General features: G+C 68.8%; 26 protein-coding genes and 2 pseudogenes. 8 read left to right on the top strand and 20 right to left on the bottom strand.

The window, feature by feature from the left end; all coding sequences use genetic code 11:
• Positions 1-7 precede the first annotated feature (7 nt).
• The 12 genes and pseudogenes from AC5Y4S_RS16415 to AC5Y4S_RS16470 all read right to left on the bottom strand — a co-directional run bounded on the left by AC5Y4S_RS16415 (position 8) and on the right by AC5Y4S_RS16470 (position 11,192).
• Positions 8-961, bottom strand: a complete 954-nt coding sequence (locus AC5Y4S_RS16415) for an alpha/beta hydrolase (protein WP_500033747.1) — start codon at positions 959-961, stop codon at positions 8-10.
• Positions 958-2,433 (bottom strand): flavin-containing monooxygenase, encoded by a 1,476-nt coding sequence (locus AC5Y4S_RS16420; protein ID WP_500033748.1) that lies wholly within the window; start codon positions 2,431-2,433, stop codon positions 958-960. Before AC5Y4S_RS16420 ends, AC5Y4S_RS16415 begins: the two co-directional genes overlap by 4 nt.
• On the bottom strand, positions 2,415-3,143 hold the full coding sequence (locus AC5Y4S_RS16425; RefSeq protein WP_500033749.1) for an SDR family NAD(P)-dependent oxidoreductase: 729 nt from the start codon (positions 3,141-3,143) through the stop codon (positions 2,415-2,417). The genes AC5Y4S_RS16420 and AC5Y4S_RS16425 overlap by 19 nt, the downstream gene beginning before the upstream one ends.
• A complete protein-coding gene (locus AC5Y4S_RS16430) occupies positions 3,140-3,532 on the bottom strand; it encodes a nuclear transport factor 2 family protein (RefSeq protein WP_500033750.1) in 393 nt (130 codons plus the stop codon). The genes AC5Y4S_RS16425 and AC5Y4S_RS16430 overlap by 4 nt, the downstream gene beginning before the upstream one ends.
• Positions 3,529-4,266, bottom strand: coding sequence for an HpcH/HpaI aldolase family protein (locus AC5Y4S_RS16435; protein ID WP_500033751.1), 738 nt, complete (start codon positions 4,264-4,266; stop codon positions 3,529-3,531). Before AC5Y4S_RS16435 ends, AC5Y4S_RS16430 begins: the two co-directional genes overlap by 4 nt.
• Positions 4,263-5,240, bottom strand: a complete 978-nt coding sequence (locus tag AC5Y4S_RS16440; protein ID WP_500033752.1) for a zinc-binding dehydrogenase — start codon at positions 5,238-5,240, stop codon at positions 4,263-4,265. Before AC5Y4S_RS16440 ends, AC5Y4S_RS16435 begins: the two co-directional genes overlap by 4 nt.
• Before the next feature lies 1 nt (position 5,241).
• Entirely contained in the window at positions 5,242-6,453 is a 1,212-nt protein-coding gene (locus tag AC5Y4S_RS16445; protein ID WP_500033753.1) for a cytochrome P450, read from the bottom strand.
• Entirely contained in the window at positions 6,450-7,154 is a 705-nt protein-coding gene (locus AC5Y4S_RS16450) for an NIPSNAP family protein (RefSeq protein WP_500033754.1), read from the bottom strand. Before AC5Y4S_RS16450 ends, AC5Y4S_RS16445 begins: the two co-directional genes overlap by 4 nt.
• A 3-nt stretch (positions 7,155-7,157) precedes the next feature.
• Complete coding sequence (locus AC5Y4S_RS16455) at positions 7,158-7,715, bottom strand: hypothetical protein (protein WP_500033755.1); 558 nt, start codon at positions 7,713-7,715, stop codon at positions 7,158-7,160.
• Positions 7,716-7,805: 90 nt separating this feature from the next.
• On the bottom strand, positions 7,806-8,984 hold the full coding sequence (locus tag AC5Y4S_RS16460) for a CaiB/BaiF CoA transferase family protein (RefSeq protein ID WP_500033756.1): 1,179 nt from the start codon (positions 8,982-8,984) through the stop codon (positions 7,806-7,808).
• A gap of 293 nt (positions 8,985-9,277) precedes the next feature.
• A pseudogene (locus AC5Y4S_RS16465) lies at positions 9,278-10,153 on the bottom strand (PE family protein); the annotation flags it as partial.
• Between the two features lie 118 nt (positions 10,154-10,271).
• The gene (locus tag AC5Y4S_RS16470) at positions 10,272-11,192 is read right to left on the bottom strand and encodes an NAD(P)H-binding protein (protein WP_500033757.1); all 921 of its coding nucleotides are present in this window, start codon (positions 11,190-11,192) and stop codon (positions 10,272-10,274) included.
• A gap of 89 nt (positions 11,193-11,281) precedes the next feature.
• Here AC5Y4S_RS16470 and AC5Y4S_RS16475 point away from each other — a divergent pair, with 89 nt between their 5' ends.
• Both AC5Y4S_RS16475 and AC5Y4S_RS16480 read left to right on the top strand, forming a co-directional pair.
• Positions 11,282-11,776: a winged helix-turn-helix transcriptional regulator gene (locus AC5Y4S_RS16475; protein WP_500033758.1), complete on the top strand. Its 495-nt coding sequence runs from the start codon at positions 11,282-11,284 to the stop codon at positions 11,774-11,776.
• A complete protein-coding gene (locus AC5Y4S_RS16480; RefSeq protein WP_500033759.1) occupies positions 11,773-12,447 on the top strand; it encodes a DUF427 domain-containing protein in 675 nt (224 codons plus the stop codon). The genes AC5Y4S_RS16475 and AC5Y4S_RS16480 overlap by 4 nt, the downstream gene beginning before the upstream one ends.
• On the opposite strand, the gene AC5Y4S_RS16485 is transcribed toward AC5Y4S_RS16480, so the two are convergent.
• From AC5Y4S_RS16485 to AC5Y4S_RS16495, 3 genes are read right to left on the bottom strand one after another with little or no spacing between them, the layout of a single operon-like run.
• Positions 12,431-13,582, bottom strand: a complete 1,152-nt coding sequence (locus AC5Y4S_RS16485; protein ID WP_500033760.1) for an acyl-CoA dehydrogenase family protein — start codon at positions 13,580-13,582, stop codon at positions 12,431-12,433. The two genes, AC5Y4S_RS16480 and AC5Y4S_RS16485, sit on opposite strands and share 17 nt — an antisense overlap.
• Positions 13,583-14,497 (bottom strand): LLM class F420-dependent oxidoreductase, encoded by a 915-nt coding sequence (locus AC5Y4S_RS16490; RefSeq protein ID WP_500033761.1) that lies wholly within the window; start codon positions 14,495-14,497, stop codon positions 13,583-13,585.
• 18 nt (positions 14,498-14,515) lie between these two features.
• Positions 14,516-15,406 (bottom strand): acyl-CoA thioesterase, encoded by an 891-nt coding sequence (locus AC5Y4S_RS16495; protein ID WP_500033762.1) that lies wholly within the window; start codon positions 15,404-15,406, stop codon positions 14,516-14,518.
• A gap of 95 nt (positions 15,407-15,501) precedes the next feature.
• On the opposite strand from AC5Y4S_RS16495, the gene AC5Y4S_RS16500 reads away from it, so the two are divergent.
• Genes AC5Y4S_RS16500 through AC5Y4S_RS16515 form a run of 4 tightly spaced genes read left to right on the top strand, consistent with a single transcriptional unit; the run spans position 15,502 to position 18,266 of the window.
• Positions 15,502-15,993, top strand: coding sequence for an SRPBCC family protein (locus AC5Y4S_RS16500; protein ID WP_500033763.1), 492 nt, complete (start codon positions 15,502-15,504; stop codon positions 15,991-15,993).
• 33 nt (positions 15,994-16,026) lie between these two features.
• Positions 16,027-16,845, top strand: coding sequence for an SMP-30/gluconolactonase/LRE family protein (locus AC5Y4S_RS16505; protein ID WP_500033764.1), 819 nt, complete (start codon positions 16,027-16,029; stop codon positions 16,843-16,845).
• 16 nt (positions 16,846-16,861) lie between these two features.
• Entirely contained in the window at positions 16,862-17,695 is an 834-nt protein-coding gene (locus tag AC5Y4S_RS16510; protein ID WP_500033765.1) for a thioesterase family protein, read from the top strand.
• A gap of 31 nt (positions 17,696-17,726) precedes the next feature.
• The gene (locus tag AC5Y4S_RS16515; protein ID WP_500033766.1) at positions 17,727-18,266 is read left to right on the top strand and encodes a TetR/AcrR family transcriptional regulator; all 540 of its coding nucleotides are present in this window, start codon (positions 17,727-17,729) and stop codon (positions 18,264-18,266) included.
• Positions 18,267-18,347: 81 nt separating this feature from the next.
• Here AC5Y4S_RS16515 and AC5Y4S_RS16520 read toward each other — a convergent pair whose 3' ends face one another.
• On the bottom strand, positions 18,348-18,698 hold the full coding sequence (locus AC5Y4S_RS16520) for a hypothetical protein (protein ID WP_500033767.1): 351 nt from the start codon (positions 18,696-18,698) through the stop codon (positions 18,348-18,350).
• 78 nt (positions 18,699-18,776) lie between these two features.
• Entirely contained in the window at positions 18,777-20,423 is a 1,647-nt protein-coding gene (locus AC5Y4S_RS16525; RefSeq protein WP_500033768.1) for a zinc ribbon domain-containing protein, read from the bottom strand.
• 40 nt (positions 20,424-20,463) lie between these two features.
• Here AC5Y4S_RS16525 and tnpA point away from each other — a divergent pair.
• Positions 20,464-20,872: pseudogene (tnpA, locus tag AC5Y4S_RS16530) on the top strand (IS200/IS605 family transposase); the annotation flags it as partial.
• A 102-nt stretch (positions 20,873-20,974) separates the two neighbouring features.
• Here the strand turns inward: tnpA and AC5Y4S_RS16535 are convergent.
• Genes AC5Y4S_RS16535 through AC5Y4S_RS16545 form a run of 3 tightly spaced genes read right to left on the bottom strand, consistent with a single transcriptional unit; the run spans position 20,975 to position 24,191 of the window.
• Positions 20,975-22,315, bottom strand: a complete 1,341-nt coding sequence (locus AC5Y4S_RS16535) for an FAD-binding oxidoreductase (protein WP_500033769.1) — start codon at positions 22,313-22,315, stop codon at positions 20,975-20,977.
• Positions 22,316-22,332: 17 nt separating this feature from the next.
• A complete protein-coding gene (locus tag AC5Y4S_RS16540; RefSeq protein ID WP_500033770.1) occupies positions 22,333-23,073 on the bottom strand; it encodes a glucose 1-dehydrogenase in 741 nt (246 codons plus the stop codon).
• 17 nt (positions 23,074-23,090) lie between these two features.
• Positions 23,091-24,191, bottom strand: a complete 1,101-nt coding sequence (locus tag AC5Y4S_RS16545; RefSeq protein ID WP_500033771.1) for an NAD(P)H-dependent amine dehydrogenase family protein — start codon at positions 24,189-24,191, stop codon at positions 23,091-23,093.
• A gap of 94 nt (positions 24,192-24,285) precedes the next feature.
• Here AC5Y4S_RS16545 and AC5Y4S_RS16550 point away from each other — a divergent pair, with 94 nt between their 5' ends.
• Positions 24,286-25,182, top strand: a complete 897-nt coding sequence (locus tag AC5Y4S_RS16550; RefSeq protein WP_500033772.1) for an alpha/beta hydrolase — start codon at positions 24,286-24,288, stop codon at positions 25,180-25,182.
• Positions 25,183-25,226: the final 44 nt, after the last annotated feature.

The raw sequence follows: 25,226 nt of genomic DNA on the forward strand, positions 1-25,226 counted from the left end.
AGGTCGATCAGCTGGGCCACCCGCGCCGCAGGGCCTGGCCCTGCAGGGCGAACAACCGCTCGGAGTCCGACCAGTCCGGCAGCAGCGAATCGAAGCCGTGACAGGCCCGCGGGAACACGTGCAGCTCGGCGGAGACCCCGGCGCGCAACAGCTGCAGCGCGTAGTCGACGGCTTCGTCGCGGAAGGGATCGATCTCCGCGCAGGTGATCAAAGCCGGTGGCAGGCCGGCGAATTGGGATCGGCGGGCGGGCACCGCGGCCGACGGTCCGGCGGCCGGACCCAGGTAGTGGCGCCACATCAGCTCCGCCGCCTCGCTGTCGAAGGCGGGGCTGGTGCAGAACTCGGCCTTGGACGCGGTCTCGCGATCGTCCAGCACCGGCTGGTGCAGCAGCTGGAACACGACGGCGGGCAGCGACCCGTCGGCGGCGCCGTGCGCCAGGCACGCCGCCAGGGCGGCGCCGGCGCTGCTGCCCCCGACCGCCAGGCGCGCCGCGTCCACGCCGAGTTCCGTCGCGGTGGCGGCCACCCAGCGCAGCACCGCGACCGCATCGTCGAGCGCGGCCGGGTAGGGGTGCTCCGGCGCCAGCCGGTAGTCGACGGACACCACCGTGCATCGGCCGCGCCGTGCCAGCTCGACGCACTGCCGGTGATCGGTGTCCAGGTTGCCCAGCGCGAAGCCGCCGGCGTGGCAGTAGATGAGTACCGGAACCGGCGCCGTCGGATCCGCCTCGCCGCCACGGTAGATGCGCACCGGCACGCCGCCGGATTCGGTCGCCACGACGTCGTCGGCGATCCGGACGCCCTGGGCGTCGGTGCGTTGGGCGGCCTCCCGGCGGCGCTGGTCGAACGGTTCGCGAATGAGCGCGATCGACTGCGCCGAGAAGTCGGTTCGCGTCGTCGCGACGGCTTGTAGGGCGGGATCCAGCCGTGCGAAGCCGTCCACACCGTAGGGGTCCGTCATTCGGCCGGGGCCTGGAAAGTGAAGTCGGCGGGCCTGAATCTGCGCGTCATTCCCCAGAAGCTACGCGCGCTGCGCGGCCACTGCGTCACCACGCGCCCGTTGGGGGCGCGGAAGTAGTTGCTGCACTGGGTGGTCCACACCGTGCCGACCATCCACCGGTCGACCTTGGCGACGAACGCCGCCAGCGCGGCGGGGCGCACCGCGACGTACGTCTTGCCCCGGCGCCGCATGTGTTTCAGCGCCCGAACGATGTAGCGCGCCTGGGCTTCGAGCATGAAGATCACGCTGTTCGAACCGACGTTGGTGTTCGGCCCGTACAGCATGAAGAAGTTCGGGAAGCCGGGGACGGCCATGCCGAAATACGCGTGGGCCCCGTCGCGCCACACCTCGCGCAGCGTCGTCCCGCCCTCGCCGGACACGTCGAGCTCGCCCAGGTAATCGGCCGCGGCGTAGCCCGTCGCGCACACCACGACGTCGACGTCGCGTTCGGTGCCGTCCTCGGTGACGAGGCTGCGCGCGCGCAGGCAGCGCGCGGGGCTGCTGAGCACCTCGACGTTGGGGCGGGTCAGAGCGGGCAGGTAGTCCGAGGAGAACACCAGCCGCTTGCAGCCCATCGGATGGTCGGGGGTCAGCTTGCGGCGCAATTCCTCGTCGGCGACGGCCTTTTCGAGCATGCCCAGCGCGATCGCCTTGAACTCCTCGGTCTTTTCGCTGCCGTGCTCGATCACCGAGATATTGGATTCGCTGCGCAGCCACAGCCGCGTGCGGTAGAGCTTCTTGGCGAACGGTATGTGGGCGAAAAGCCAGCGCTCCCGTTCGGTGTAGGGTCGGTCCGGCTTGGGCAGGATCCAGGTGGGTGACCGTTGCACCGAGTAGACCTTGTCGGCCACCTTGGCCAACTCCGGAAGCAGTTGCGAGGCCGTCGACCCGGTGCCCAGGACGGCGACCCGCGCGCCCTCGAGCGGGACCGAATGATCCCATCGGGACGAGTGCATCAGCGTGCCCGTGAACGGCTCCTCCTGCGCCAGCTCCGGGAACAGGGGCCGGGTGAACAGCCCCACGGCGGACACCACGACGTTGAAGTGGTGCCGTTCGCCGGCCGCCGTGGTCAGGCACCACCGCTGGGCGTCTTCCTCCCAACGCGCCGAGACGATTTCGGTGCGCAGCCGCAGGTGGGGGCGCAGGCCGTACTTGTCGGCGCACCGCTGGAAGTACTCCAGGATCTCGGGCTGCGCGGGCCACAGCCGCGACCAGTCCGAGTTCAGGTCGAACGAGTAGGAGTACAGGTGCGACTTGACGTCGCACGCCAGCCCCGGATACGTGTTGATCAGCCAGGTGCCCCCGACGTCGTCCTCGCGGTCGAAGATGGTGAAGTCACCGAAGCCGGCTTGGGACAACAGGATTCCCAGGGCCATGCCGCCGGGCCCGGCACCGATGATGCCGACCGACAGGCTCATCGGATCTGCAGGCATTGCCCACCGTCGACGACGAGTTCGGCGCCGGTGATGAACGACGCCTCCTCGGACACCAGGAATGCCACCGCGTCGGCGATCTCACCCGGTTGGCCGATCCGCCCGAACGCCGACGACGCGGCCAGCCGCAGCTGGGTGGCGTCGTCGAGCATCGGGGTGGCGATGGGGCCGGGAAACACCGCGTTGACCCGGATGCCGAACGGGGCCAGCTCGGCCGCGGCGTTTTGGGTCAGGCCGCGCAGCGCCCATTTGGAGGAGCCGTAGGCGCTGTGCCGCGGGAAGGGCCGGATCGCCCCGGTGCTGCAGATGTTGACGATCGCGGCGTTCTTCGTCGCACGCAGCTGCGGCAGCGTCGCCTGGATACCGAGGAAGGCGCCGAAACAGTTGACGCGCCAGGCACTTTCGAAGCCCTCGGCCGTCTCGTCGGCCAGCGAGGCGCGGTGCAGTGCGCCGGCGTTGTTGACCAGCGCGGTCAGCGCGCCGAAGCGCTCGGTCACCGTGTGGACGGCCGCCTCCCACTGCGCCGGCGAGGTGACGTCGAGCGGGACCCCGATGATCCCGTCGTCGCCCAATTCGCCTACCGCGGCGGCCAGCTCGTCGGCGCGTCGGTCGCAGGCGGCCACCGCATGGCCGGCCGAGCGCAGCCGCTGGGCCATGGCCCAGCCCTGTCCGCCGGCGGCGCCGGTCACCAGTGCGACGCGTTGACTCACGATGACGGCACCTCCGGGCTGTCGGACAGGCCACGGCTGGTGACGAATTGGCACCGCCGGCGCGAAAAGCGCCAGCGGCCGTCCACGCGGACCAGCTCGTCGTCGTAGAGGGCGGGCCTCAGGTGCAGGTCACCCGCGCGGACGAACAGCACCTGCGACCGGGCAGTGGCGGTGTTGTCGTGAACCTCGATGTGCGAGACCCCGGTCAGATGCAGCCCGCGTGGCGCGTCCTGAAACATTTTGCGGATCGCGTCATGCCCGTCGAAAGACCTTCCATAGACCAGGAATTGGGCGTCCGCGGTGAAGAGTTGCACGCATTCATCCCCGTTGCCGGCGTCCAGCGCCAGCGCGTAGGCGGCAATGAGTTCGCGTATCGCGGTCTCGGTCACTGTTCGCGAGCCTCGCGCAGGTGTTCGGCCGCGCCACGCCGCAGGGCCTGCGATTCGGCGGCCAGGGTGATCATCCGGATGCCCAGCGCCGCCATCGCTCGGCCCGTCTTGCCGTCGCCCGCGTGGATGCCGGTGATCAGGCCCGCCTCGGTGGCGGCGCGATGGATCCGGCCTATCGCGTCGAGCAGCGCCGGATGTTTGGTCGCGCCAACGACGTCCACGCCCATCGACAGGGCCAGGTCGGCCGGCCCGATGTACAGCCCGGCCAGCCCGTCGACGGCGCAGATCTCGTCGAGGCCGGACAGCGCCGCCGCGGTCTCGATCATCGCGAACACGCTGACCCGGGACTCCAACGTGGCCGGGTCGTGGCCCAGGCTGGCGCGCAGCGGGCCGAAGCTGCGGACGCCCGCCGGCGGGTAGCGGGTGGCGGCCACCGCGGCGGCCGCCTCGTCAGCCGACTCGATCATCGCGATGACGACGGCGTCGGCGCCGGCGTCGGCCACCCGCCCGATCGGCGCCGCGTCGGCGTTGGGCAGCCGCACCGCCGTGCCGATCGGCACGTGCTCGAGGCGCCGCAGCATGCCGGCGATGTCCGCGTCGTCGATGTAACCGTGCTGGGCGTCGAAACCGACGTAATCATAACCGGCCCTCGCGAATTCCTCCGGGCCGAGCAGCGTGGGTCCCGTGATCCAGCCGCCCCAGATAGGGGATCGGTCGCCGTCGAAGACGCTCATTGGGCGATCGCGATCTTGATGCGCTCGGGCGCGGGCCGGCAGGCCAGGTCGAAGGCGCCCTGCACGTCGCGGACGTCTTGGGCGCCGAAGGTGTGGGTGAGGTAGGTGCCGAGCAGCCCGGGGTGCTCGTCGGCGAACTTGGCGGCCGCGTCCAGGACCCGCCGCCGGTCCAGGGTGACACCGGATTTCAGCGTCAGGTTGTTGCGCAGCATCAGGCGCATGCTGATCGGGTAGGCCTCGTCGTCGGCCACGCCGAAATAGAACACGGTGCCGCCGGGGGCGGTAGCTTCGATGGCGTGCCCCAGGGTGGCCACCTGGTGCCCGACGGCTTCGATGACGACGTCGGCGCGGTCGGCGGGGGCCAGCTGGCTCACCCAGCGGTCGCTGGTGGCGCGCACCGGGTCGTCGACGCCGAATGCCGTTGCGTGGCTGGTGCGATCGACTGGGTCGACGCCGGTGACGCGGCGGGCGCCCGTCGCCTTGGCGACGTAGGAGAACAGCAGGCCGATCGAGCCCTGGCCGATGATCGCCACGTGCCGGCCGGCCAGGTCGGGCAGCTGTTCGCACGCATACAGGACGCAGGCCAGCGGTTGCAGGCCGATCGCCTCCGCCGGGCTGAGCGCCGGGTCGTACGGCGCCAGCATGTTGCCGTCGCTGATCACGCGTTCCATCAGGCCGTCGAACCCGGATGCCCAGCCCACCACTCGGTCGCCCGGGCGGTGATCCGGGTGACGGCTGGCGATCACCTCGCCGGCCACCTCGTGGATCGGGAACCCGTCCTTCTCGGCGGCGCTGCGCCCGTCGTCACCCGGAAGCCGGCCCCTGTTGCCGCGGAAGGCCGGCAGGTCGCTGCCACAGACGCCGGCGGCCGAAAACCGCAGCAGCACTTGGCCGTCGGCCAGCTGCTCGGGCGTCTTGTCGGGAATCGTCGTCCGCTCGAACTGGTAGGGGGCGACGATCCGGTAGGACCACACGTCAGACCTCCACCGGGATCTTGTTCCATCCCCACTGAAAGCTGGACGGCAGCCGGGTCGCGGCGTCGCCCCGGATCGCGAAGTCCGGCACCCGCCGCAGCCATTCGGCCAGCAGCACATCGATTTCCAGCCGGGCCAAATGGTAGCCGATGCAGAAGTGTTGGCCGCGGCCGAACGCGAGCACACGGCGGATGGGCCGGTTCCAGACGAATTCGTCGGGGTTCTCGTACTCCCGCTCGTCGCGGCTCGCCGACGCGAGCAGGGTGATGATGCGCTGGCCCGGCTCGATCGTCTGGCCGTGAATTGTGTACGGCTTGCGCGCCGTTCGGGCGAACCATTGCGCCGGCGCGCAGTAGCGGATCATCTCCTCGCGTGCGATCGGCACGTTGGTGGCGGGGTCGGCGTAGACCGCGGCCATCTGGTCGGGCCGCCGGCTGAGTTCCCACAGCCCGTGGGCGACGATCTTGGGCACCGTCTCGGTCCCGCCGATGAAGATGCACAGCATCTGGGTGGCGACCTCGACGTCGGACAGGGCGCTGCCGTCGGGCAACCGGTAGCCCAGCAGGCCGTCAACAACCGGGAGGGCATCGCCGGAGGAGTCGGCCCGGCGGCCCTCGACCACCGGTGTGAGGTATTCGAGGTAGTTGGGCCGTGCCTGCGCGGTGTCGACGCCCTCGCCGGGCTCGGCCAGGCTGCCGGCGTTGACCGCGGCCAACACCTGCGGTGCGAAATCGTCTGGCAGGCCCAGCAATCCGCACACCATCGATGCCGCGACGATGCCGCCGTACTCCTGGGTCAGGTCGAAGGAGCCCCGCGGCAGCAGCTCGTCGAGGCGCTCGTTGGCCAGGGTGCGAATTCGGGCCTCCAGGCCGGCGACCGACCGCGGGCGCAATGGCGCCGAATGCGCGCGCCGGATCTCGGCGTACAGATCGGTGTCGAAGACGGCGTGAAACGGCAGCGGGTGCAGCGGCGGGTCGTCGAGCGGCCCGTCGTTGTGCTGAGCCAGCACCGACGCCGCGGGCAACGTGCCTTCCGTCGCGACGAACGTTCCGTCGTTGACCTCGAGCACCTGCCAGATGTCCTCGAAGCGGGACAGCGCGTAGGTGTCCCACTGCGGCATGTAGTAGACCGGGTGCTCGTCGCGCAGAATTCGGTAGTACGGCAACGGGTTTGCCATTACTTCTGCGTCGAACGGGTCGTACGAAAAGCTCACTGCAGTGGCGAGGGGGGTAGGGCCTGCAGGATCGAGTCCTCCCAGCCGTCGCGCAGGGCCGGCGCCACGCTCATCCAGGTGACGAGCTCGGCGGGCGGGTTCTCCTTGAACGACGGGTAGTGGTTGGCGAAGCACTCCCAGCCGCCGTCCAGCGCCCAGTAGTGGATGACCTCGTTGTAGCGGAAGGTCGTGGTGAACGAACCCAGCCATCGCTTGCCGGTGCGCTCCGACCAGGGGACGTAGAGGCGCTCCAGCTCGCGGATGTAATCGTCCTGACGGCCCGGCTTGGTCTGCATGATCTCCTGAATCACCAGCGGCGCAGCGAAATTCGCCTCGCGCAGCTGGGTCAGCGTCTTGTTGCTCGGCCCCGGGTACATGATTCGGCCCTCGCCCGAGGCGCCGACGCCGGCCAGGAACTCCGACCACTTGCCGGCCGCGACCTCGTGGCTGCCGCCGCGCGCCTGGGCGGCGCCGATCCGGGCGTAGTCGGCGAACCCGTCGATTTCCCAGATGATCGTGACCTGTGGCCAGTGGCCGTTGTACGGGGTGGTCTCCCAGATGGCGAACAGCCGGGCGCCCAGCTCGTCCATCATCGGCTGGTAGGTGCCGCTGAAGGTTTCGGTGAAGGCGTCGCTTCGCCCTGATCCGAGTGAGATGGTCTCGTGCAGGTAGAGCAGTGTGTGGCCGTAGTACTTCTTCATGGGTTAAGAGAGCCGCGAGTAGGCCGCCATGTCGCACAGCAGCGGCTCGGTGGGATCGACTGAATCGCAAGCCAATCCGGCCGCCGCGAGGGCATAGCCCTTGAATCGGCGGGCCGCCGCGCTGAGCACGTGCTGCGTCCGGGTCATCGCGCGGTCGACACCCAGGGGCCAGCCGTCACCCCACAGCGCCACCTCGGTCCACCGGTCGCCCAGCGACTCGAGCACCTTTTCCCGCACCCGCGCGTCGGCGGCGAACGCCTCGGCGCTGACCGCCAGGCTCTGGCTCCTAGAGGCGGCCAGGTCCGGGCGCGCCTCGCCGTCGAATGCCTGCACGCCGAGGATCCGCAGCGCGCGGGCATCGCCGCCGTTCGGCAGCAGCGCGGTCACCTCCCAACCGGCCATCACCCGGTCGTAGAGCCAGCCCCCGGCCGATTGCACGACGTCGGCGGCGCTGGCCGCGACGACGTCCAGCCGGTACCGCAGGGGTTCGCCGTCGGCGCGGATCATTCGTGCGGCGCCGACCCGGCGGTGGTGGCTGATGTCGAACGTTGGAGTGACCATCGTTGGCGTTTCCTGCGGCGCTCGTGGTGGGCTGTTGTCACCGGACAGCGTGACACTTCGAGCGAAATTTGTAAAGGCGCCCGGCCGGGTTCAGGACTCCCGCCGCGCCTTGAGCTCGGCCAGCACCTCGTCGGTGTGCTGACCAAGTTCCGGCGCCACGGAGCGCGGCGCCCACGGCGTGCCGTGGAAGTCCGCCGGCGTGGCCACCATGGTGACGGCGGCTCCCGCTTGGGCGCCGTCCGGCACGTCGACCAGGCCGCCCGCGGCGTGAAACTGCTCGTCGGCCACCACGTCCTCGAGCGCGTTGACGGGCGACCAGAAGAAGTCGGGTTCTCCCGCGAAGACCTCCGCCCACTCGTCGAGCGACTTGGTCGCGAAGATCCCGTCCAGCTCGGCGACGAGCGCCGCGGCGTTGGCGGCGCGGGCCCGGGCGTCGGCGAATCGGGGATCGTCCAGCCACTCGGGGCGGCCGACGGCGCGACACAGTGGCGGCCAGTGCCGGTCGACGTCGAGCCCGACGATCCAGAACCGCCGGCCGTCGCCCGCCGCGTAGTTGTTCATGGCCGGGTTGCCCATCTGCTCGCGTTGTCCAACGGCGATCGGTTGGCCGGTCAGCAGGTAGGTGTTCAGGTCGAAGCTGACGGTGTAGGCGCCCTGGCGGTACAGCGAGGTGGTCACCAGTTGGCCCGCGCCGGTGCGATCCCGGGCGACCAGCGCCGCGCACACGGCGGCGGCCAGGGTCATGCCGGCCGAGTGGTCGCCCATGCCGCCCCGCTGAAAGGGCGGGGTGTCGCCGGGCCGGGTGAGCAGGTGCGCCAGGCCGGCGCGGGCCCAGAACGCCGCGATGTCGTAGGCGGCGCGGTCGGCGTCGGGCCCGGTCTCGCCGTACCCGGTGATCAGGCCGTAGACGAGGCGGGCGTTGCGGGCGGACAGCGTCGCGTAATCCAGGCCAAGACGCTGCAACGCCCCCGGACGCACGTTGGTGATGAAAACGTCTGCGTCGGAAAGCAATTCGAGCGCGGTGTCGCGATCCGTCGCGGTGGTGAGGTCCAGGACGATGCTGCGCTTGGACCGGTTGTCCATTTCGAACGGCGGGTTGACCCCGAGATCGCAGCCCAGCATCCGGCCGAACATGCGCCCCGGGTCGCCGGCCGGCGGCTCGATCTTGATCACGTCGGCGCCCCAGTCGGCCAGGATGCCGGCGGCCGCGGGTCCCGCGACCCAGACCCCGAGCTCGACGACTTTGATGCCTTCCACCGGTCCGGCCATGGCTTGCACCCTAATCAGCGTCCCGGTCGCCGTCCCTAGAGGTAGCCGTTGGGTCCGGGGAGGCCGGCCCGGCCCGTGGTCCCGGCAACAAGGGGGTTGGCTTGGAATATGACAGTACCGCTGGTATTGCCGCCCGTGAATGTGATCGTCACTTGGACCGTGTCGCCGGTAGCCATGATCGCGCCCGAAGGACTCAGGCTATTGATATTGGTGATGGGAATGAACGCGACGTTAGTACCTCCGGGGGTGTTGTTCAGGAGCGTAAAGCTCGAACCCACGGTGAGGTTCACGTTTCCGCCGGGGCTGCCGACGGGGCTGCCGATCCCCCCTTGCCCGCCAGCCCCACCCTGACCGTGAATCCACCCGCCACGTCCGCCGTCGCCGCCATTGCCGCCGTTCAGGACGATGGGTGTGGTTTGGCCGGCGGACAGCGTCGCAGTGTTGGGTCCGGCGCTGCCGCCCTGCCCGCCGCTCCCCCCGGTGCCCCATAGACCCGCGGCCCCGCCGACTCCGCCCGTGCCGCCGGTGAAGGCGTTGACACCGGCGTCCCGCAAGGCGACGCCGCCGTTGCCGCCACCGCCACCGTTGCCGTAGATGTAGCCGCCGGGTCCGCCCGCCCCGCCCGCTGCGCCGGCGCCACCGGCTCCGCCGAGGCCGCCGTTGCCGACCAACCCGGCGGCCCCGCCCGCGCCCCCGGCCACGCCGGCGTTGCCTGTTTGCGAAAAACCGTTGCCGCCGTTGCCGAGCAAAAACCCGCCGGCCCCGCCGTCGGGGTGGGCCGCCGTCCCGTTGGCACCGTCACCGATCAACGGGCGCCCGAACAACAAATTGGTGGGTGTGTTGATCACCGCCAAAAAGTCTTGCTCCACGGTCTGCAACGACGGCACGCTGGCCGCCTCGGCGGCCATATATGCGGCGCCCGCGCCGACCAACGCCTGCACGAACTGGGCATGAAATGCCGCGGCCTGGCCGCCGAGCGCCTGGAAGGCCCGCGCCTGGCCGGCAAAGACTCTTGTTATGGCCGCGGATATCTCATCACCGGCGGCAGGCGCCATCGCGGTGATCGGGGCCGTCGCCGCCGCGTTCGCCGCGGCCAGCCCCGAGCCGATCTCGGACAGATCCGATGCCGCCAGCACCAGGAAGTCGGGGGCCGCCGCCAGATACGACATCGCTGCCTCCCGTTGCGCCGTCGGCACATCGACCAACCGCAGCGTACGCAGAATCCACCCGAGTTTTCGGCTTTCCGCGAAGGCTCACGTAACGCCCGACACCCTCATCGAGCGCGAGTCAGCTCGCCAGTCGTTGGTCGCGCGCCGCGAACGGGCCGTCGTGGTCGAACTCGGCGCGGTTCGCGTTGACGTAGTCGGCGACGGTCATCGGCTTGTGGCCGCTGATGACATCGACGAGATTGTTCTCGCCGGCGAAAATCCCGTCCTGATAGTCCTGGGCGACGCTGCTGATGTGTTGGACGAAGAAGTCGGTCCGGCCCTGGGCGGTGAGGGCGGCCGCAAAGGCCGGGACCTCGACCGGCTCGTAGCGCACCGGGATGCCGAGCGCGTCGGCGATTTCCTGGGCGATGCCGTAGTGGTCGAGTTCGTGGTCGCCGACGAGCGGATAGACCTGGCGGTCGTGCGGCGCGGGATTTTGCAAAACGGCCGCGATCACCCGGGCTTGGTCGAGCCCGGAGATGGGGGCATGTCGGCCGGTGCCGAACGGGAGGCGCAGGACGCCGTCGTTGGCGTTGCGCTGCCATTGCCATTTCAGCCATTCGGCGAAGAAGGTCGGCCGGAGGTGGGTGGTTTTGAAGGCGGCGCGATCGAGCAGCCGCTCGGCCAGCCAATGCTGCTGGGCTGCATTGCTTTTCGCGTCCCGGCGAGCGGATATCTGCGACATGTTGACCACGGCGTCGACGCCGGCCTCGCTGGCGGCCTGGGCAAAGATCGCGGTGGCGGGAAGCAGGGTGCCCGGGGCGATCGGGTAGCAGAAGTACGCGGCGTCGACACCGGCCATGGCCGAGCTGACCGAGCGGAAATCGAGCAGGTCACCCGCGACGATCTCGGCACCGAGGGCGGCCAGTTCGTCGGACCGGTGGTCAACGCGGTGCACGAAGGCGCGGACCCGTTGGCCCGCATCGAGCAGGATTTTTACGGTGGGCGCTCCGGTGTTGCCGGTGGCGGCGGTGACGAGGAACAGCTGATCCGATGGCATCCTTTGCCTCCTTGCTGAGTAACGATGGCGTTAGTAAGATGTAAGCACGCACAGCTGGATAACGCAAGCGTTAGTCAAGGGGATTTCCGATGGAGTTCGAGAAGCGACTGCAAGACCGACAGGAGTGGTCGATCGGCGAGGCCTGTTCGATGTCGAAGGTTCTCGAGTTGCTCAGCACCAAGACAGCGTTCCAGGTCGTTCGCGAATTATTCTTCGGCACAACGCGCTTCGAGGATTTCGTAGAGCGGATCGGAACGTCGGCGCCGGCGGCGTCGCGGGCGCTCAAACAGCTCGAGGCGGCGGGCATCGTTTCACGCGTCCCCTATCGTGAACCGGGAAGCCGCGGCCGCGACGAGTACCGGTTGACCGAGGCCGGCGAGGACTTACTGCCCGTGTTCATGTCCCTCGTGCAGTGGGGCGACGCCTATCTGCAGGACGGCCCGGCGCCCCTGTTGTTCGTCGACGCCGACACCGGCCGACCCGTCCGGGTGCGCGTCACCACCGACGCCGGGGCGCCCGGGAAGCGGTCGGCGGACATTCGGATACGACGCAACGCCGGCGCACGGTCTAGCCTCGCACCATGAGTCTGGTTGCCGGGCGCGGTCCGCTCAGCGGCGATCCGGCCGGCAGGTTTTCCGCGCCGGTCCCCGCCGGTGTGGTCTACCTCGAGCCACACCCCCGACGCGTGCAGGCCTTCGTCAATGGCCGCCCGGTGATCGACACCGAAAAGGCCCTGATGGTGCACCGGCCGGGTCAACCACTCAGCTACGCCTTCCCGGCCGACGAGGTCGGCGACCTACCGGCCGAGCCGGAACCCGAGGCGCCGGGTTTCGTCCGGGTGCCGTGGGACGCGGTCGACACCTGGCCGGAGGAGGGCCGCAGGCTCGTCCACTATCCGCCGAACCCCTACCACCGCGTCGACTGCCGCCCGACGAAGCGCCGCCTGCGCGTCTCGGTGGGCGGCAGCACGCTGGTGGACACGGACGACACGGTGATCCTGTTCGAGACCGCGCTGGATCCCCGCCTCTATGTCGCCCCCGCGCACGTGCGCACCGAGCTGCTGCGGCGATCGGACACGTCGAGCTACTGCAACTACAAGGGTTACGCCACGTACTGGTCCACGGCCGATGTCGACGACGTCGCGTGGAGCTATGAGGACCCGCCGCCCGAAAGCCTGCCCATCAAGGGCTTTTTCAGTTTCGACGACGCCCGCGTCCAGATTGAAGCCGAGCTGCCACTCACCCGCCGTAGCTAGGACGCCCGAGCTTCAGCGTGTGCTGGGCGATCATGTTGCGGAACACCTCGAGGGTGCCGCCGTAGATGCCGAGCGGCAGCGCCAGCCGGTAAAGGTGTTCGGCCGCACCGTCACTCGCGGAGCCCTGCGTCTCGGCGGGCAGCGCGGAGGCCGGTCCCAGGAGGTCCATCAAATCCGGGGAGATGTCGCGCATCGTCTGCGCGATCGCGACGCGCCCGAACATCCCGGGCGTGGACAGCGCCGCCTCCATCCGCGCGACGGCCCGTCCGAGCCGGTATTTCACCGACGCGTCGTCCACCTGCGCGACGAGCGCCGCGACCGTGTCGACCACCTCGGCCATGATGTCGCCGTGCGCCGACATCGCCGCAACGTATTGCAGGCCATGGTCTTCCGGGTCGACCATGCCGTGTTCGGAGTCCAGCGCCGCCCGCATCACCGTCCAGCCGCCGTTGACCTCGCCGATTCGGTAGAGGTCGTCGACGCGCACGTCGCTGTAGAACACGATGTTGGTGCGGTCGCCGTCCAGGGTGCGGATGGGTTGAATCTCGATGCCCGGCGAATCCAGCGGCACCAGAAACATGGTCAGGTTCTTGTGTTTCCGGCCCTGCGGATCGGTGTTGGTGAGCAGGAAGACGTACCGGGCGTTCTGCGCATTGGAGGTGAACATCTTGGAGCCGTTGATGATCCACGCAGACCCGTCCCACGCCGCGCGGGTCTTGCAGGTGGCGACGTCGGATCCGCCCTCGGGCTCGGTGTATCCCAGGCACAGCCGGATCTCGCCGGACAGCACGCCGCGCAGGACCCGGTCGGCGAGCTCGGGAGCGCCGAACTGCTGCACCAGCCGCGCGACCACGGACGTGGTTCCCCAGTGGTACCAAGGCGTGTGGGCGCGGGCGATCTCGAGATGAAAGATGCGCCGGCGGACGGCGCTGAATCCGCCCTCGGACTCCGGCCGCCAATCCGAGGCCAGGTAGCCGGCCTCGCCCAGCGCCAGATGCACCTGCTCGTCGAAGTTTTCCCCGAACTCGCGCTGGCGGCGCAGCACTTCGTCGGTGACGTGCTTCGCGATGAAGGCCCGGGTTTCCTCAAGGAATTCCTGGTCCTCGGCGCTGAGCTCGACGGCTGAGAAGTCCATCTACATCGCGTCGATCACGAGCGTGCGGAACCGATCGAGGGTCTCGAGCGCATGCGCGATGCTGTCGCCCGGCAGGTGGACGCCGACCCACGTCACGCCCACGGCCGCAAGCTTTTCCAGGCCGCCGAGGTATGCGTCGGCGTTGAAGTCGTCGGTAGCGGGGCTGCCGCCCTCGAAGTTGCCGAAGGTGATGTCGATGGCCGACCAGTCGCGCCCCGCCGCGTCGCAGCGACGGCGCAAGTCGTCGATGCCCTCGGTGAGGCGCTCGACGGAGTCAATGACCGCGGTGCCCGCGGTCTGGGCCAGCTGCGGCGGGGCGGGAAACGGGCACCAGCCGTCGCCGTACTGGGCGACGCGCTGGCGGGCGGTTGTGGTGTTGCCGCCTATCCAGATCGGCGGAGGGCTCACCGGCCTGGGGTGCGCGGTGATGCCCTTGGCGCTGAAATGCTTGCCCTCGAACGAGATATCGTCTTCGGTCCAGATCGCCCGGATCACCTGCAGCGCCTCGTCAAACAGCTCGGCCCGCTCGTCGTAGCTCACGCCCAGCGCCGCGAATTCGCGCTTCAGGTAGCCCACGCCCACCGCGAGCGTGAACCGGCCACCCGAGAGCAGGTCCAGCGTGGCGCCGGACTTGGCCACCACGAACGGGTTTCGATACGGCAGCACCACGATGTTGGGAATCAGGCGCAGCGTGGTCGTCCTCGCCGCCGCGAAACCCAAAGCGACAAAAGGATCTACGGCGTCGTGCCCGCCCGCCTCGAGCCAACGCTGCGACGGCGCCGGGTGGTCGGTGAAGCCGAAACCGTGGATGCCCGCCGCTTCGGCGGCCGCGGCCACCTTGCCGATGCCGTCACCGCCGACCAGCTCCGGGTTGTACGGATGGCTGTGCATCGGGTGGGTGATGGTGAAGCGCATCGAATGGGTCCTGAACCGCTAGAACCGCGCGCGCGAATCGATCGCCGTGTCGCTGGTGCGCAACGGACGGATCAGCGCCTCCTGGGCGAAGGAGGCCAGCAGCTCTCCCTCCTCGCTGTGCACCGTGCCGCGCACGTACGACATTCCCGCGCCGACCTGCGTGCTCTCGTGGCTGTAGAGCAGCCACCCCGCCCAGCTCACGGGCTCGTGGAACGCGACCGAGATGCTCATCGGTGCGGTGGACACGGTCAGGTGCGCCTGGCTGGTGCCGATGCCCGGGTGCGCCCGCATGGTCGTCGAGATGCCCAGGTGCCCGGTGAAGTAGGCGAGCAGCGCCTTGGCGAGGTCGTCCCGGGTCGGGATCGGGTCATAGTGCAGCCACGCATACAGCTCGGGCGGTCCGACCTCGTCGGGGCTGTTGACGTCGACGACGTCGACCAGGCGCAGCTCCCGCCCGACCATCGGCATCGGCGAGTGGTTGGCATCCGCCGGCGGGGCCACCTCGGGGCGCGGCAGGTGGTGACGGATGACGTCGCCGGTCGGGACGTCGGCCAGCACGGTGATGCTCAGGCAGCGCCGTCCGTTCTGATGCACGGCGACCACGGCGGTCGCCGTCGACCGGCCCTCGGCCACCACGTCGAGGACGAGTTCGATCGGCGGACCGACCGTCACGGCGCGGGAGAACACCGCGTGAGCAGAACGCACCGACTTGTCCGGGAATCGTTTGGCCACCGCGACAATCGCCTGCGCCAGCACCTGGGTGCCCTCCACGACCTGCCGTTCGTCGCCGACGGCGATCCCGGTGTCTCCGGTGAAGCGGTCCTGCCCGTCGGGGCGCACGTCAAACAGGTCCAGCAGACCCTGCACCGTCCACTCGATCTGCTCGGATTCCTCAGAAGCCTTGGTCAAATCCGCTCCACCTCCGCGCTCGCAGCTCAGGGCTCAGCGTGACACTTTGAGTAGGATTTGTAAAGCTTGGCTAACAGACGCAGGGAGCGACGCAATTGGGCATCGTGACGAGCACTTCGGAGACGGCCTTCACCCATTCCGCCGAGGCGGTGTACGACTTCGTCACCAATCCGGCCAACTGGACGAAGACCTATCCCGGCAGCGCGCACATCGGCAAATTGCCGGAGCTCCCGTTGAAGGTTGGCGACACCTGGGAGGAGGCCGGCCCCGACGGCGAGCGCATCTTCAGCTGGCAGCTGGCCATCGCCGACCGGCCCACGCTGTTCGTGTTCAACTCGGTGGGTCGCCTCGGCCACGACCGCCGGGGCGAGGGCGGGATGGAGGGCCGGATTACCGTCACCTACAGGTTCACCAGGCCCGGCCAGGACGTCACGCTGTTCTCCAGAACCATGACGATCGAGGCGTACAAGCACGCGCCCTTGCCCGACGCCCTCTTTCAGCAGGCCAACCCGGCGCGGATCGACGCCTACCACGCGGCCGTCGCGCGCGAGCTGGGCGAGATTGACACCGACGCACGTCGTACGTGACACTTTTCCGATGTTTTGTAAAGGCCTGAGCGGATGATCCCGGAGCCGTTGGCCAAGGGGTTCTGCTTCGGCGAGGGCCCGCGCTGGTTCGAAGGACTGCTGTGGTTCTCCGACATGCTGGGTGAGGCCGTGCACACCGTGGACATGCGGGGCTCGGTGACCACGGTGGCGGTGCCCGGGCGCTCCCCCTCGGGCCTAGGGTTTCGCCCCGACGGGTCCCTGCTGATCGCCTCGACCGAGGACCGGCAGGTGCTGCGCTACGACGGCGAAACCGTCGAGGCCGTCGCCGACCTCGCCGCCCTGACGCCGGTCAACCTGGGCGACATGGTCGTCGACGACGCCGGGGGCGCCTACATCGGCTGCCAGGCGTTTTCCGGCGGCGCGATCATCCGCCTCGACGCCGACGACACAGCCACCATCGCGGCGGAAGACCTCGACTTCCCCAACGGCATGGTGATCACGCCGGACCGGAAGACGCTGATCGTCGCCGAGTCGACGGGGCGGCGGCTGACCGCGTTCACCATCGGCGACGACGGCGGGCTGAGCGGCCGCCGGGTTTTCGCCGACGGCCTGGACGGGCCGCCCGACGGCATCGCGCTGGACGCCGACGGCGGGGTGTGGGCGTCCATGACGCTGGCGCACCAATTCGAGCGGATCACCGAGGGCGGCGCCGTGACCGACCGCATCGACATGGGCGAGCGCGTGGCGATCGCGTGCGCGTTCGGCGGCCCCGCGCGCCGCACGCTGTTTCTGCTGTCGAGCACCGACGCGTATCCCCAGCGACTGATCGGCACCCGGCTCTCCCAGGTGGACGCGGTGACGGTCGACACCCCCGGCGCGGGCCTACCCTGACACCCGGAAGGCAGACATGACCGACTCCTATTACGAGCTGATCGATGACGCCGACCCGCGGGGCGAAAAGTTCGCGGCGACCGATTTGGCGCGCGGCACCTGGTCGGCCGCCATTCAGCACGGCGGCCCGGTGTCGGCGCTGTTGGTCCGGGCGCTGGAACGCTGCGACCAGCGCGACGACACCCGCCTCGGCCGGGTCGTCATCGACCTGCTGGGCGGGGTGCCGGCCGAGGGCGACCTGTGGGTCAGCTCGCGAGTGCAGCGGGGCGGGAAGCAAATCGAACTCGTCACCGCCGAGATGCTGGCGCCGGGGCCCGATGGCGAACCCCGGGCGGTGGCGCGCGCCAGCGGGTGGCGGTTGCAGCACCTGGACACCCAGACGCTGGCTCACGCCGCGACTCCCCTGCCCCGACCGCGGGCCGAGGCCCGCGACCGCAACCTCAAGGCGAGGGACTGGGATCGCAACTACGTGCACAGCCTGGACTGGCTGTGGCTGACCGAACCGCTGAGCGAGGGTCCGGGCGAATCCTGGATCAAACCGACCGTCGACCTCGTGAAGGGCGAGGCCATGACCCCGCTCGAGCGACTGTTCGCGGTGGCCGACTGCGCCAACGGCATCGGCAGCAAGCTGGACATCACCAAGTGGACGTTCCTCAACACCGACCTGGCGGTGCACGTGTTCCGGATCCCCGACGGCGAGTGGATCGGCATTCGCGCGGAGACAAGCTACGGGCCGGACGGAATCGGGACCACGGTCGGCACCCTTTTTGACGAGGGGGGCGCGGTCGGCGCCATTCAACAATGCGTGCTGGTGCGAGGGCGCCCTGGCCGGGAAGCGAAAAAACAGTGACACGCTCGCGATACTTCGTAAAGTTTCTCCTATGAGCCACCCGGCCCCAGCCGCGGACATCGACACCTCAACGCGTCAGCGCATCCTCGACGCCACCGCCGAGGTTCTCGGCCGCAACGGCAAGACGAAGCTCAGCCTGTCCGAGGTGGCCGCCCAGGCGGGCGTCTCGCGTCCCACGCTGTACCGCTGGTTCGCCTCCAAAGAGGAATTGCTGTCGGCGTTTTCGCAATACGAGCGGCAGAGCTTCGAGAGCGGCCTGGTCCAGGCCACCGCGGGGCTGAAAGGAGCCGACAAGCTCGACGCCGTGCTGCGCTTCATCGTTGAGTATCAGCATTCGTACTCCGGCGTGCGCATGGTCGACGTCGAACCCGAGCACACCATCGCCCAGTTCGGCCGCGTCATCCCGCAGATGCGCGACGGCCTGCAACGACACCTCTCCGGGCCCAACGCCGCGGTGCGCGCCGCGACCGTTATCCGGATCGCGATCTCGCACTACATCGTGCGCAGCGACGACGCCGACCAGTTCCTGGAGCAACTGCGCCACGCCGTCGGGATCAAGGGCGGCTCCTGATCACATCCCCGCGAGCGCGCGTGTTTGTACGGCGACACGCTGTATTACCCGTACAACTGCGCACCCTCGCGGACGAGAGGATCAGTCGAGTCGTACCACGACCTTGACGCGGCCCTTTTCGTCGCGGCTGGCGAGTGCGTGTCCGGTGCGGTCGGAACCGCCGAAGTTGAGCAGCGTGATCGGCCCGCCCTCGCCGAGGAAGTTTCGCCACCATGTCTTGCTGTCGGGCGACATGACGTTGATGACGATGCCGTCGCTGGAGCGGCGGTACCCGACCGGGGTCTGGATCGTCTTACCCGAACGCCTGCCGACATAGCGGATGTTGATCAACCCGCGCCGTACCAGTGGCCCCACAACGGGGGCATCGATCAAGCCGTCAAATACCTTGTTGATGATTCCGGCGATGGGTGTGTCGGAGATTCCGGATGCCATGAATGCCAGCGTATTTGACGTCCTCCCTGCAGTGAACTGCGGGGATTCCTCGTGCCGGCCGGCTGTCTCGATAGGCGCTCATGGGGCTATCGCCGTGGGCTGGTCGGTAGCGGAGGTTTGCGCCGAGCGGCTCTGTCGCATCACAGCTTTGGCTTTACGCCTGGCGTTGATGCGCGCCACTGACCTCCGCGAAGCCGGATGCCTGCGGCCTCGCCGCTTGCGTGCTATCGCACTACGACTGGACTTCGGCGACTCATCGACGTCGTGACGATGCCCCCAGCCCTGGCGGGCTGACGGCAAGTCCAGCCGATCGACCCCATCAGCCCCCACTTGAACGTGTAGTCCGAGGTAGGCCGAAAACAGGTCGCGATCCTCTCGAATGCCACACTCGCAGCGGTGCACTCGTTGCGAGAGCGGCTTTCTCTTACGGTTCCCGCACAGGCAGGTTTGCGACAAGGCCGTCGTGCGTGGGTTGAACTCGTAGAGTGGCTGTCCGCCGGCGCTTTCAGCCTTGCGACGCACCATCTCTACGAGCAACCCGGGTGCCCGGTCGCGCACACTGCGCGGAAAGTTCTTCTGCCACGACACATAATCGAGTCCCTCACACGCGATATCGGTGCCGTGGGCTAACAAGCGGTTGCCCAGCGCCCCATGCAGGGTTTTGCGGTGCTCGGCCAGACGGCGATGCAACTCCGCTATCCGCGCGGCCGCTTGTTGGGCCGCGTGCGAACGCTGCCAACCGCACGCGACCCACCTATGGGTGCCATCGGCGCGGAAACATTCCGGTGATCCGGCGCGATGCTGACGATCCAGATGCCGCTGCACACGGCGCAGCCTCTTGGTGTCCACCCGGATGGCATCAGCCAGCGGCTCTGCCCATCCCAACCAGCTACCGTCGGCACGCGCCACGGCCACCGCGATCTGAGACGGCCCGAGATCAAAAGAGACTCTGCCGTCGCCGACCGGATGGCGTCGGGTCGGGTGCCCATCACAGACCAGCTGCATCCGGTAGGTGTCGCGACCGTTGATCACCGTGCGCACGATCCGCGTCGTGAGCACCTTGCCCGCCTCGATCAAGGCCTCGATCTCGACGAGCTCGGCCTGCTGCTCTGCGCCGCGACGGCCCGACGCGGCTGGCGCGGCAACTGGGATGACGAACCCGGCACCCCACTGCAGCCCCACCAGCCGGCCTGCGGTATCGGTCTTGGGTCGCAGTGCACCGTTGCCGTCCTTGGCGGCCAACGAATGCAGACCACGACGGGCATTCTTCAACCGCGGTTTGCCTCTCTTGCCGAGGTGCCACTGGCGCACCGCATCAAACGCCCGCGCCCCCAGGTTCTGGGTTTCCTGGGCGGGCAGATGCTCGCGCAACCACGACTTGCGCAGCGAGGACGCGAACGACTGCGCGGCATCGGCGCTGAAACCATGCACCTGCTCAACAGAGCGGAACGCCGCCCGTCGCACCTGCCGCTCGGCGGGGCAGCAGTGCGGCAATTCTCGGGCCGCCTGCCAGGCCGGGTCGGCCTTCACCGCGCGGCTACGCACGAGGAACTCGGCGAGCACCGCGTTGTACACCCGCACCCCGGTGAAAAACCGGATCCCGATATCGCGGCACTGTGCGCCGCTCGGGCGTAGTGGCCAGTTCCGCACATGGGTGGGTGCGTACTTCGGGCGTTTTCGCGCACGCGGTTTGCCCACCGGCACTGCGGCCGGTGTCGATGCCATGCGGTAAGCCTTAGCCACAGCTCAACCGTAGAGGCCGACACTGACACCAACCACGTACCGCCGCACCCGGCACAGCGTGTCGTTGCTGCACGCGCACGTGGTGTTCGTGACCAAGTATCCCGGGGCCGTGTTCACCGATGCGATGCTCACCTTCTGCGAGCACACCGTCCGCAGCCTGTGCGCCGAGCTGGGCGTCAAATTGGCCGAGTTCAACGGCGAGGCCGACCGCGTCCACCTGTTTGTCGCCTATCAACCCACGCTCGCGATTTCTGGTCTCGCTCAACGCCTCGAGGGCCGCCCCGCATGCGCGGTCCGGCGCGAGTTCACCGATGTCTGCGTGCGCGCCCGCATGCGCGGCCACCTCTGGTCGCCGTCCTACCTCGCCGTCTCCTGCGGATACGCCCTGCCCGTCGATCATCAAGCAACACATCGACACACAGCCTCGACCACTCCGACCGCCGGGCTACGCCCGCCGACCAACGCGATGGGCTTACCCCCGACTGAAGTCCGAGGCGTGCGCCCAAGAATTCGGTCAGACGGCGCAATAAGGATCAGTCGAACAGCACGGCCGCGTTCAGGTAACCGGTCGGATCCAGCGCGGCCTTGACCGCCCGCATCGCGGCGATGTCGGCGGGCTCCCGCGACATCCCGAGGTAGGGGCGCTTCCGACTGCCTACGCCGTGCTCGGAGCTGACGTTGCCGCCGCATTGCGCGATGAGATCCATCATCGGCGCATACAGCGCCTGCTCGCGATCCGGCGGGCAACGCAACACGTTGAGGTGCAGGTTGCCCTCTCCGATGTGGCCGAACAACACGGGCAGCGCGTCGGGCGCATGCACCCCGACCAAACCGACCGCCTCCCTGGCGAATTCGCCAACGGTCGACAGCGGCAAGGACACGTCGAACTTCAGCGGCGGCCCATACACGCCCAGCACCTCGGCGAGCGATTCCCGCACCCGCCACAACCGTTGCTGCGCAGCGACGTCCACGCCGACGGCCGGCTCACCCGCCAGGCGCACGCCCTCGAGCAGGTCGGCGAGCCGATCCGTCTGGTCGTGGTCAGCGGCCAGCTCCACCAGCAGCATCCAGTCGCCCTGCACCGGCGCACCGACACCGAGGTGTTCGGCGGTCAGCGCCGCGGCCCGGCCGTCGATCAGCTCCAAAGCCGCGATCCCGTCCACGTCGCGAAACGTGCGGCCGGCATCGACCAGCGCCTCCAGTTCGGCGAACCCGCAGACCGCCGTCACCCGATGCGACGGCGTCGGGTGCAACCGCAGCTCCAGCGCAGTGATCACGCCGAGGGTGCCCTCGGCGCCGACGAACAGCGCCGGCAGGTCGTAGCCCGTGTTGTCGCGGCGCACCTCGCTGTGGCGGCGCAGCAGCGAACCGTCGGGCAGCGCCACCTGCAGGCCAAGCACCTGCTCGCCCATGTTGCCGTAGCGGACGGTGCGCAGGCCGCCGGCGTTCGTCGATGCCATGCCGCCGACGGTGGCGGTGTCGCGGGCGGCCAGATCCACGCCGAACACCAAACCCGCTGCGGCAGCAGCGTTTTGGACGACGGTCAGGGTGGCTCCGGCGCCGGCCGAGAGGCGGCGCTCGACGGTGTCCACGTCGCCGACCGCGCGCAGCCGTTCGGTCGACAGCAACACGTCGTCGTGCTCGGGGACGGTCCCGGCCACCAGCGAGGTCCGTCCGCCCTGCACCGTCACGTGCGCCCCCGAGTCGCGGCACACCCGTAGCGCCTCGGCGACCTCCTCAGCCGTCCCCGGCCGCACCAGCGCGCTGGCGCGCCCGCGGTAGCGCCCGGTGTGATCGACGCTGTGGCCGGCCAGCACGTCAGGGTCGGTGACGACGTGAGACGAACCAACCACACCCGCCAAACTGCGCAGCATGCTCGCGGTTATAGCACCTAGAACTCTTTGTGGTTCACGTCGGTTATCAGCCCACCGTCCATGACGAATTCGCTCCCCGTCGAGTAAGACGACTCGTCGCTGGCCAGGAACAGCACGAACGTTGCGACCTCGCGGACTTCACCCGGACGGCCGAGCGGGATGGTGACCATGTCTTCGGGCAGGTGCGCGGTCATCGGAGTGCGGATGAAGCCGGGGTGGATCGAATTCACCCGGATGTTCAACGGCGCCAACTCCAACGCCGCCGACTTGGCCAGCCCGCGCACGCCCCACTTGGACGCGACGTACGGGTGGACCATCGGCGCGCCGCGCAGCCCCTCGATCGACGAGACGTTGATGATGGAGCCGCCCCCGGCCGCGGTCATCGGCTCGACCGCCGCCCGCATGCCCAGGAAGGTGCCGGTCAGGTTGACGTCGATCACCTTCTGCCACTTGTCCAGCTTGAAGTCCTTCAACGGCCCGAGCGCGACCGTGCCCGCGTTGTTGACCAGCACGTTCAGCTTGCCGAATTCGCCGACGGCGGTCGCGACCGCGGCGTCCCACTGGTCGGGCTGGGTGACGTCGAGGTGGACGTAGCGCACGGAGTCGCCGAGCTCGTCGGCCAGCGCTTTGCCCTGGTCGTCCAGGATGTCGCCGATAACCACCTTGGCGCCTTCCTCGACCAGCAGCCGCGCATCTTCGGCGCCCATGCCGCCGGCGGCGCCACTGATCAGCGCTACCTTGCCGTCAACCCGTCCCATTTACAGTCCTTTCGAATTTACTGAACTACCAAGTCTTTTGGCGCATAAAGGCCCTTGCCGGTCACCAGCGGCAGATCCAGCGTCGTCCGGATCCCCGGCGGCGCGGCGATCACCGCGGGGATCGCGTTGACGATGCGGCCGGCGGCCCCCGCGATCGCGGCGTGATTGTGGTCGCCCTTGCGGCTGCTGGGAATGATGTCCACGGCGTAGGAAGGTTCGCCGGTGATCTCGACGCGATACGAGCCGTCGCCGGAGGCCGGTTGGGGCAGGTCGGGGCGCAGGTCGGGCCGCAGCCGGGTGACGTGCTCGATGACGATCGCGGGGTGGCCCTTGACCATGCCGCGGATCTCGAACTGCAGCACCGCCAGCGTGCCCTTGGCAACATGCCCCACAGCGATGTCGAAGTCCTCGGGTGCCGGCTCACGTTGGTAGGACTCGGTGATCTCGTCGATCTCGATGCCGAGGCCGGCCGCGAGCTGTCGGATCACCGTGCCCCACGCGATGCTCAGAACGCCCGGTTGCAGCAGCATCGGGATGTAGTCCAGGGGCTGGGCGAAGCCCATGTAGCTCATCACCTCGACGCCGTTGTACGACGCATAATCGTGAATCTCCATGCAGCGCACCTGTTCGATGCGCTGACAGGTTCCGGCGAGCGCGAACGGGATCAGGTCGTTGGCGAATCCCGGATCCACGCCGCTGATGAAGATGCTCGAATTCCCTTGTTGGGCAGCATCTTCCACCCGGGCGATGTATTTGTCGGGCATGACCCCCCACGGGTACTGCAGCAAGCCCGGTGACGATCCGACGACGTTGATGCCGGCGGCGAGGATGCGCATGACGTCCGCCATCGCGTCGGGCAGCCGGGTGTCGCCCATGGCGCAATAGACGACGCACTCGGGCTTGGCGGCCAGGATGGTGTCGAGGTCCGAAACGGCGGCGACGCCCGTCACGGTGTCGGCGTCCAGCCCGACGCCGCACAGTTGCCCGGCGTCCTTGCCCACCTTCTCCGGCGTGGACACGCACACGCCCGTCAGCTCGAACGCGGGGTTGGTGATCAGCTCGGCCAGGGCCAAACCCCCGACGTTTCCGGTACCGACGTGTGCGACGCGGATGGCCATGAGAGTCTCCGTCCCTCGAACGCTCGAAACGTTTCTAGACAGTAGTCCACAACTTCTGCGACGCCTACGGCGCCGGGGCACAATGGAAACGCTCATGGCGCAACGCGAGGACGTTCAATTCCGGTCCGGTGCCGACCGGATCAGCGCGTGGCTCTACCGGCCGGAGGGCGGTGGCGCCGCGCCGCTGCTGGTGATGGCGCACGGCCTGGGTGCGGTGCGGACCATGCGGCTGGACGCCTATGCCGAACGATTCAGCGCAGCCGGCTACGCCTGCCTGGTGTTCGACTACCGCAACTTCGGCGACAGCGAAGGCCGGCCGCGACAACTGCTCGACATCGGGATGCAGCTCGCGGACTGGGCGGCCGCGGTCGCCCACGCCCACACTCTTGATGGCGTCGATCACGATCGAATCGGCGTGTGGGGCACCTCTTTTGGCGGCGGACACGTGATCGCGACGGCGGCCAGGGTGCCGGGCATCAAGGCCGCCGTGGCCCAGTGCCCGTTTACTGACGGCATCGCATCCGCGCGCACGCTGAGCCCGGTGATTTTCGGCCGCCTCGGCGTACTGGCCACGCGGGACCTCATCGCGGCCGGGCTCGGCAGGTCGCCGGTGATGGTTCCCGCCGCTGGCAGGCCGGGCGAAGTCGCCCTGATGAACGCGCCCGACGTCTACCCCGGCTACATGAGGCTGGTCCCCGAGGGCCAGACCGTGCCCAACGAGGTCGCCGCCCGGTTCGCGTTGAAGGTCGCCGCCTACCGACCCGGCCGGCTGGCCGCGAAGGTCGCCTGCCCGATCCTGTTCTGCGTCTGCGAGGCCGACTCGGTGGCTCCCCCGGTGCCGACGCTGCGCTACGCGGCGAAGGCACCGCGCGGGGAGGTCCGGATGTATCCCGAGGGGCATTTCGAGATCTATGTCGGCGACGCCTTCGAGCGCGTCGTCGCGGATCAGCTCGCCTTTCTCGACAGGCACCTCAAACGTGTGAACGCTTAGAACTTGCGCAAAACGCCAAACTTACTGGCGGGACAGATCTACCC

This window comes from Mycobacterium sp. NGS64 (assembly GCF_059812245.1).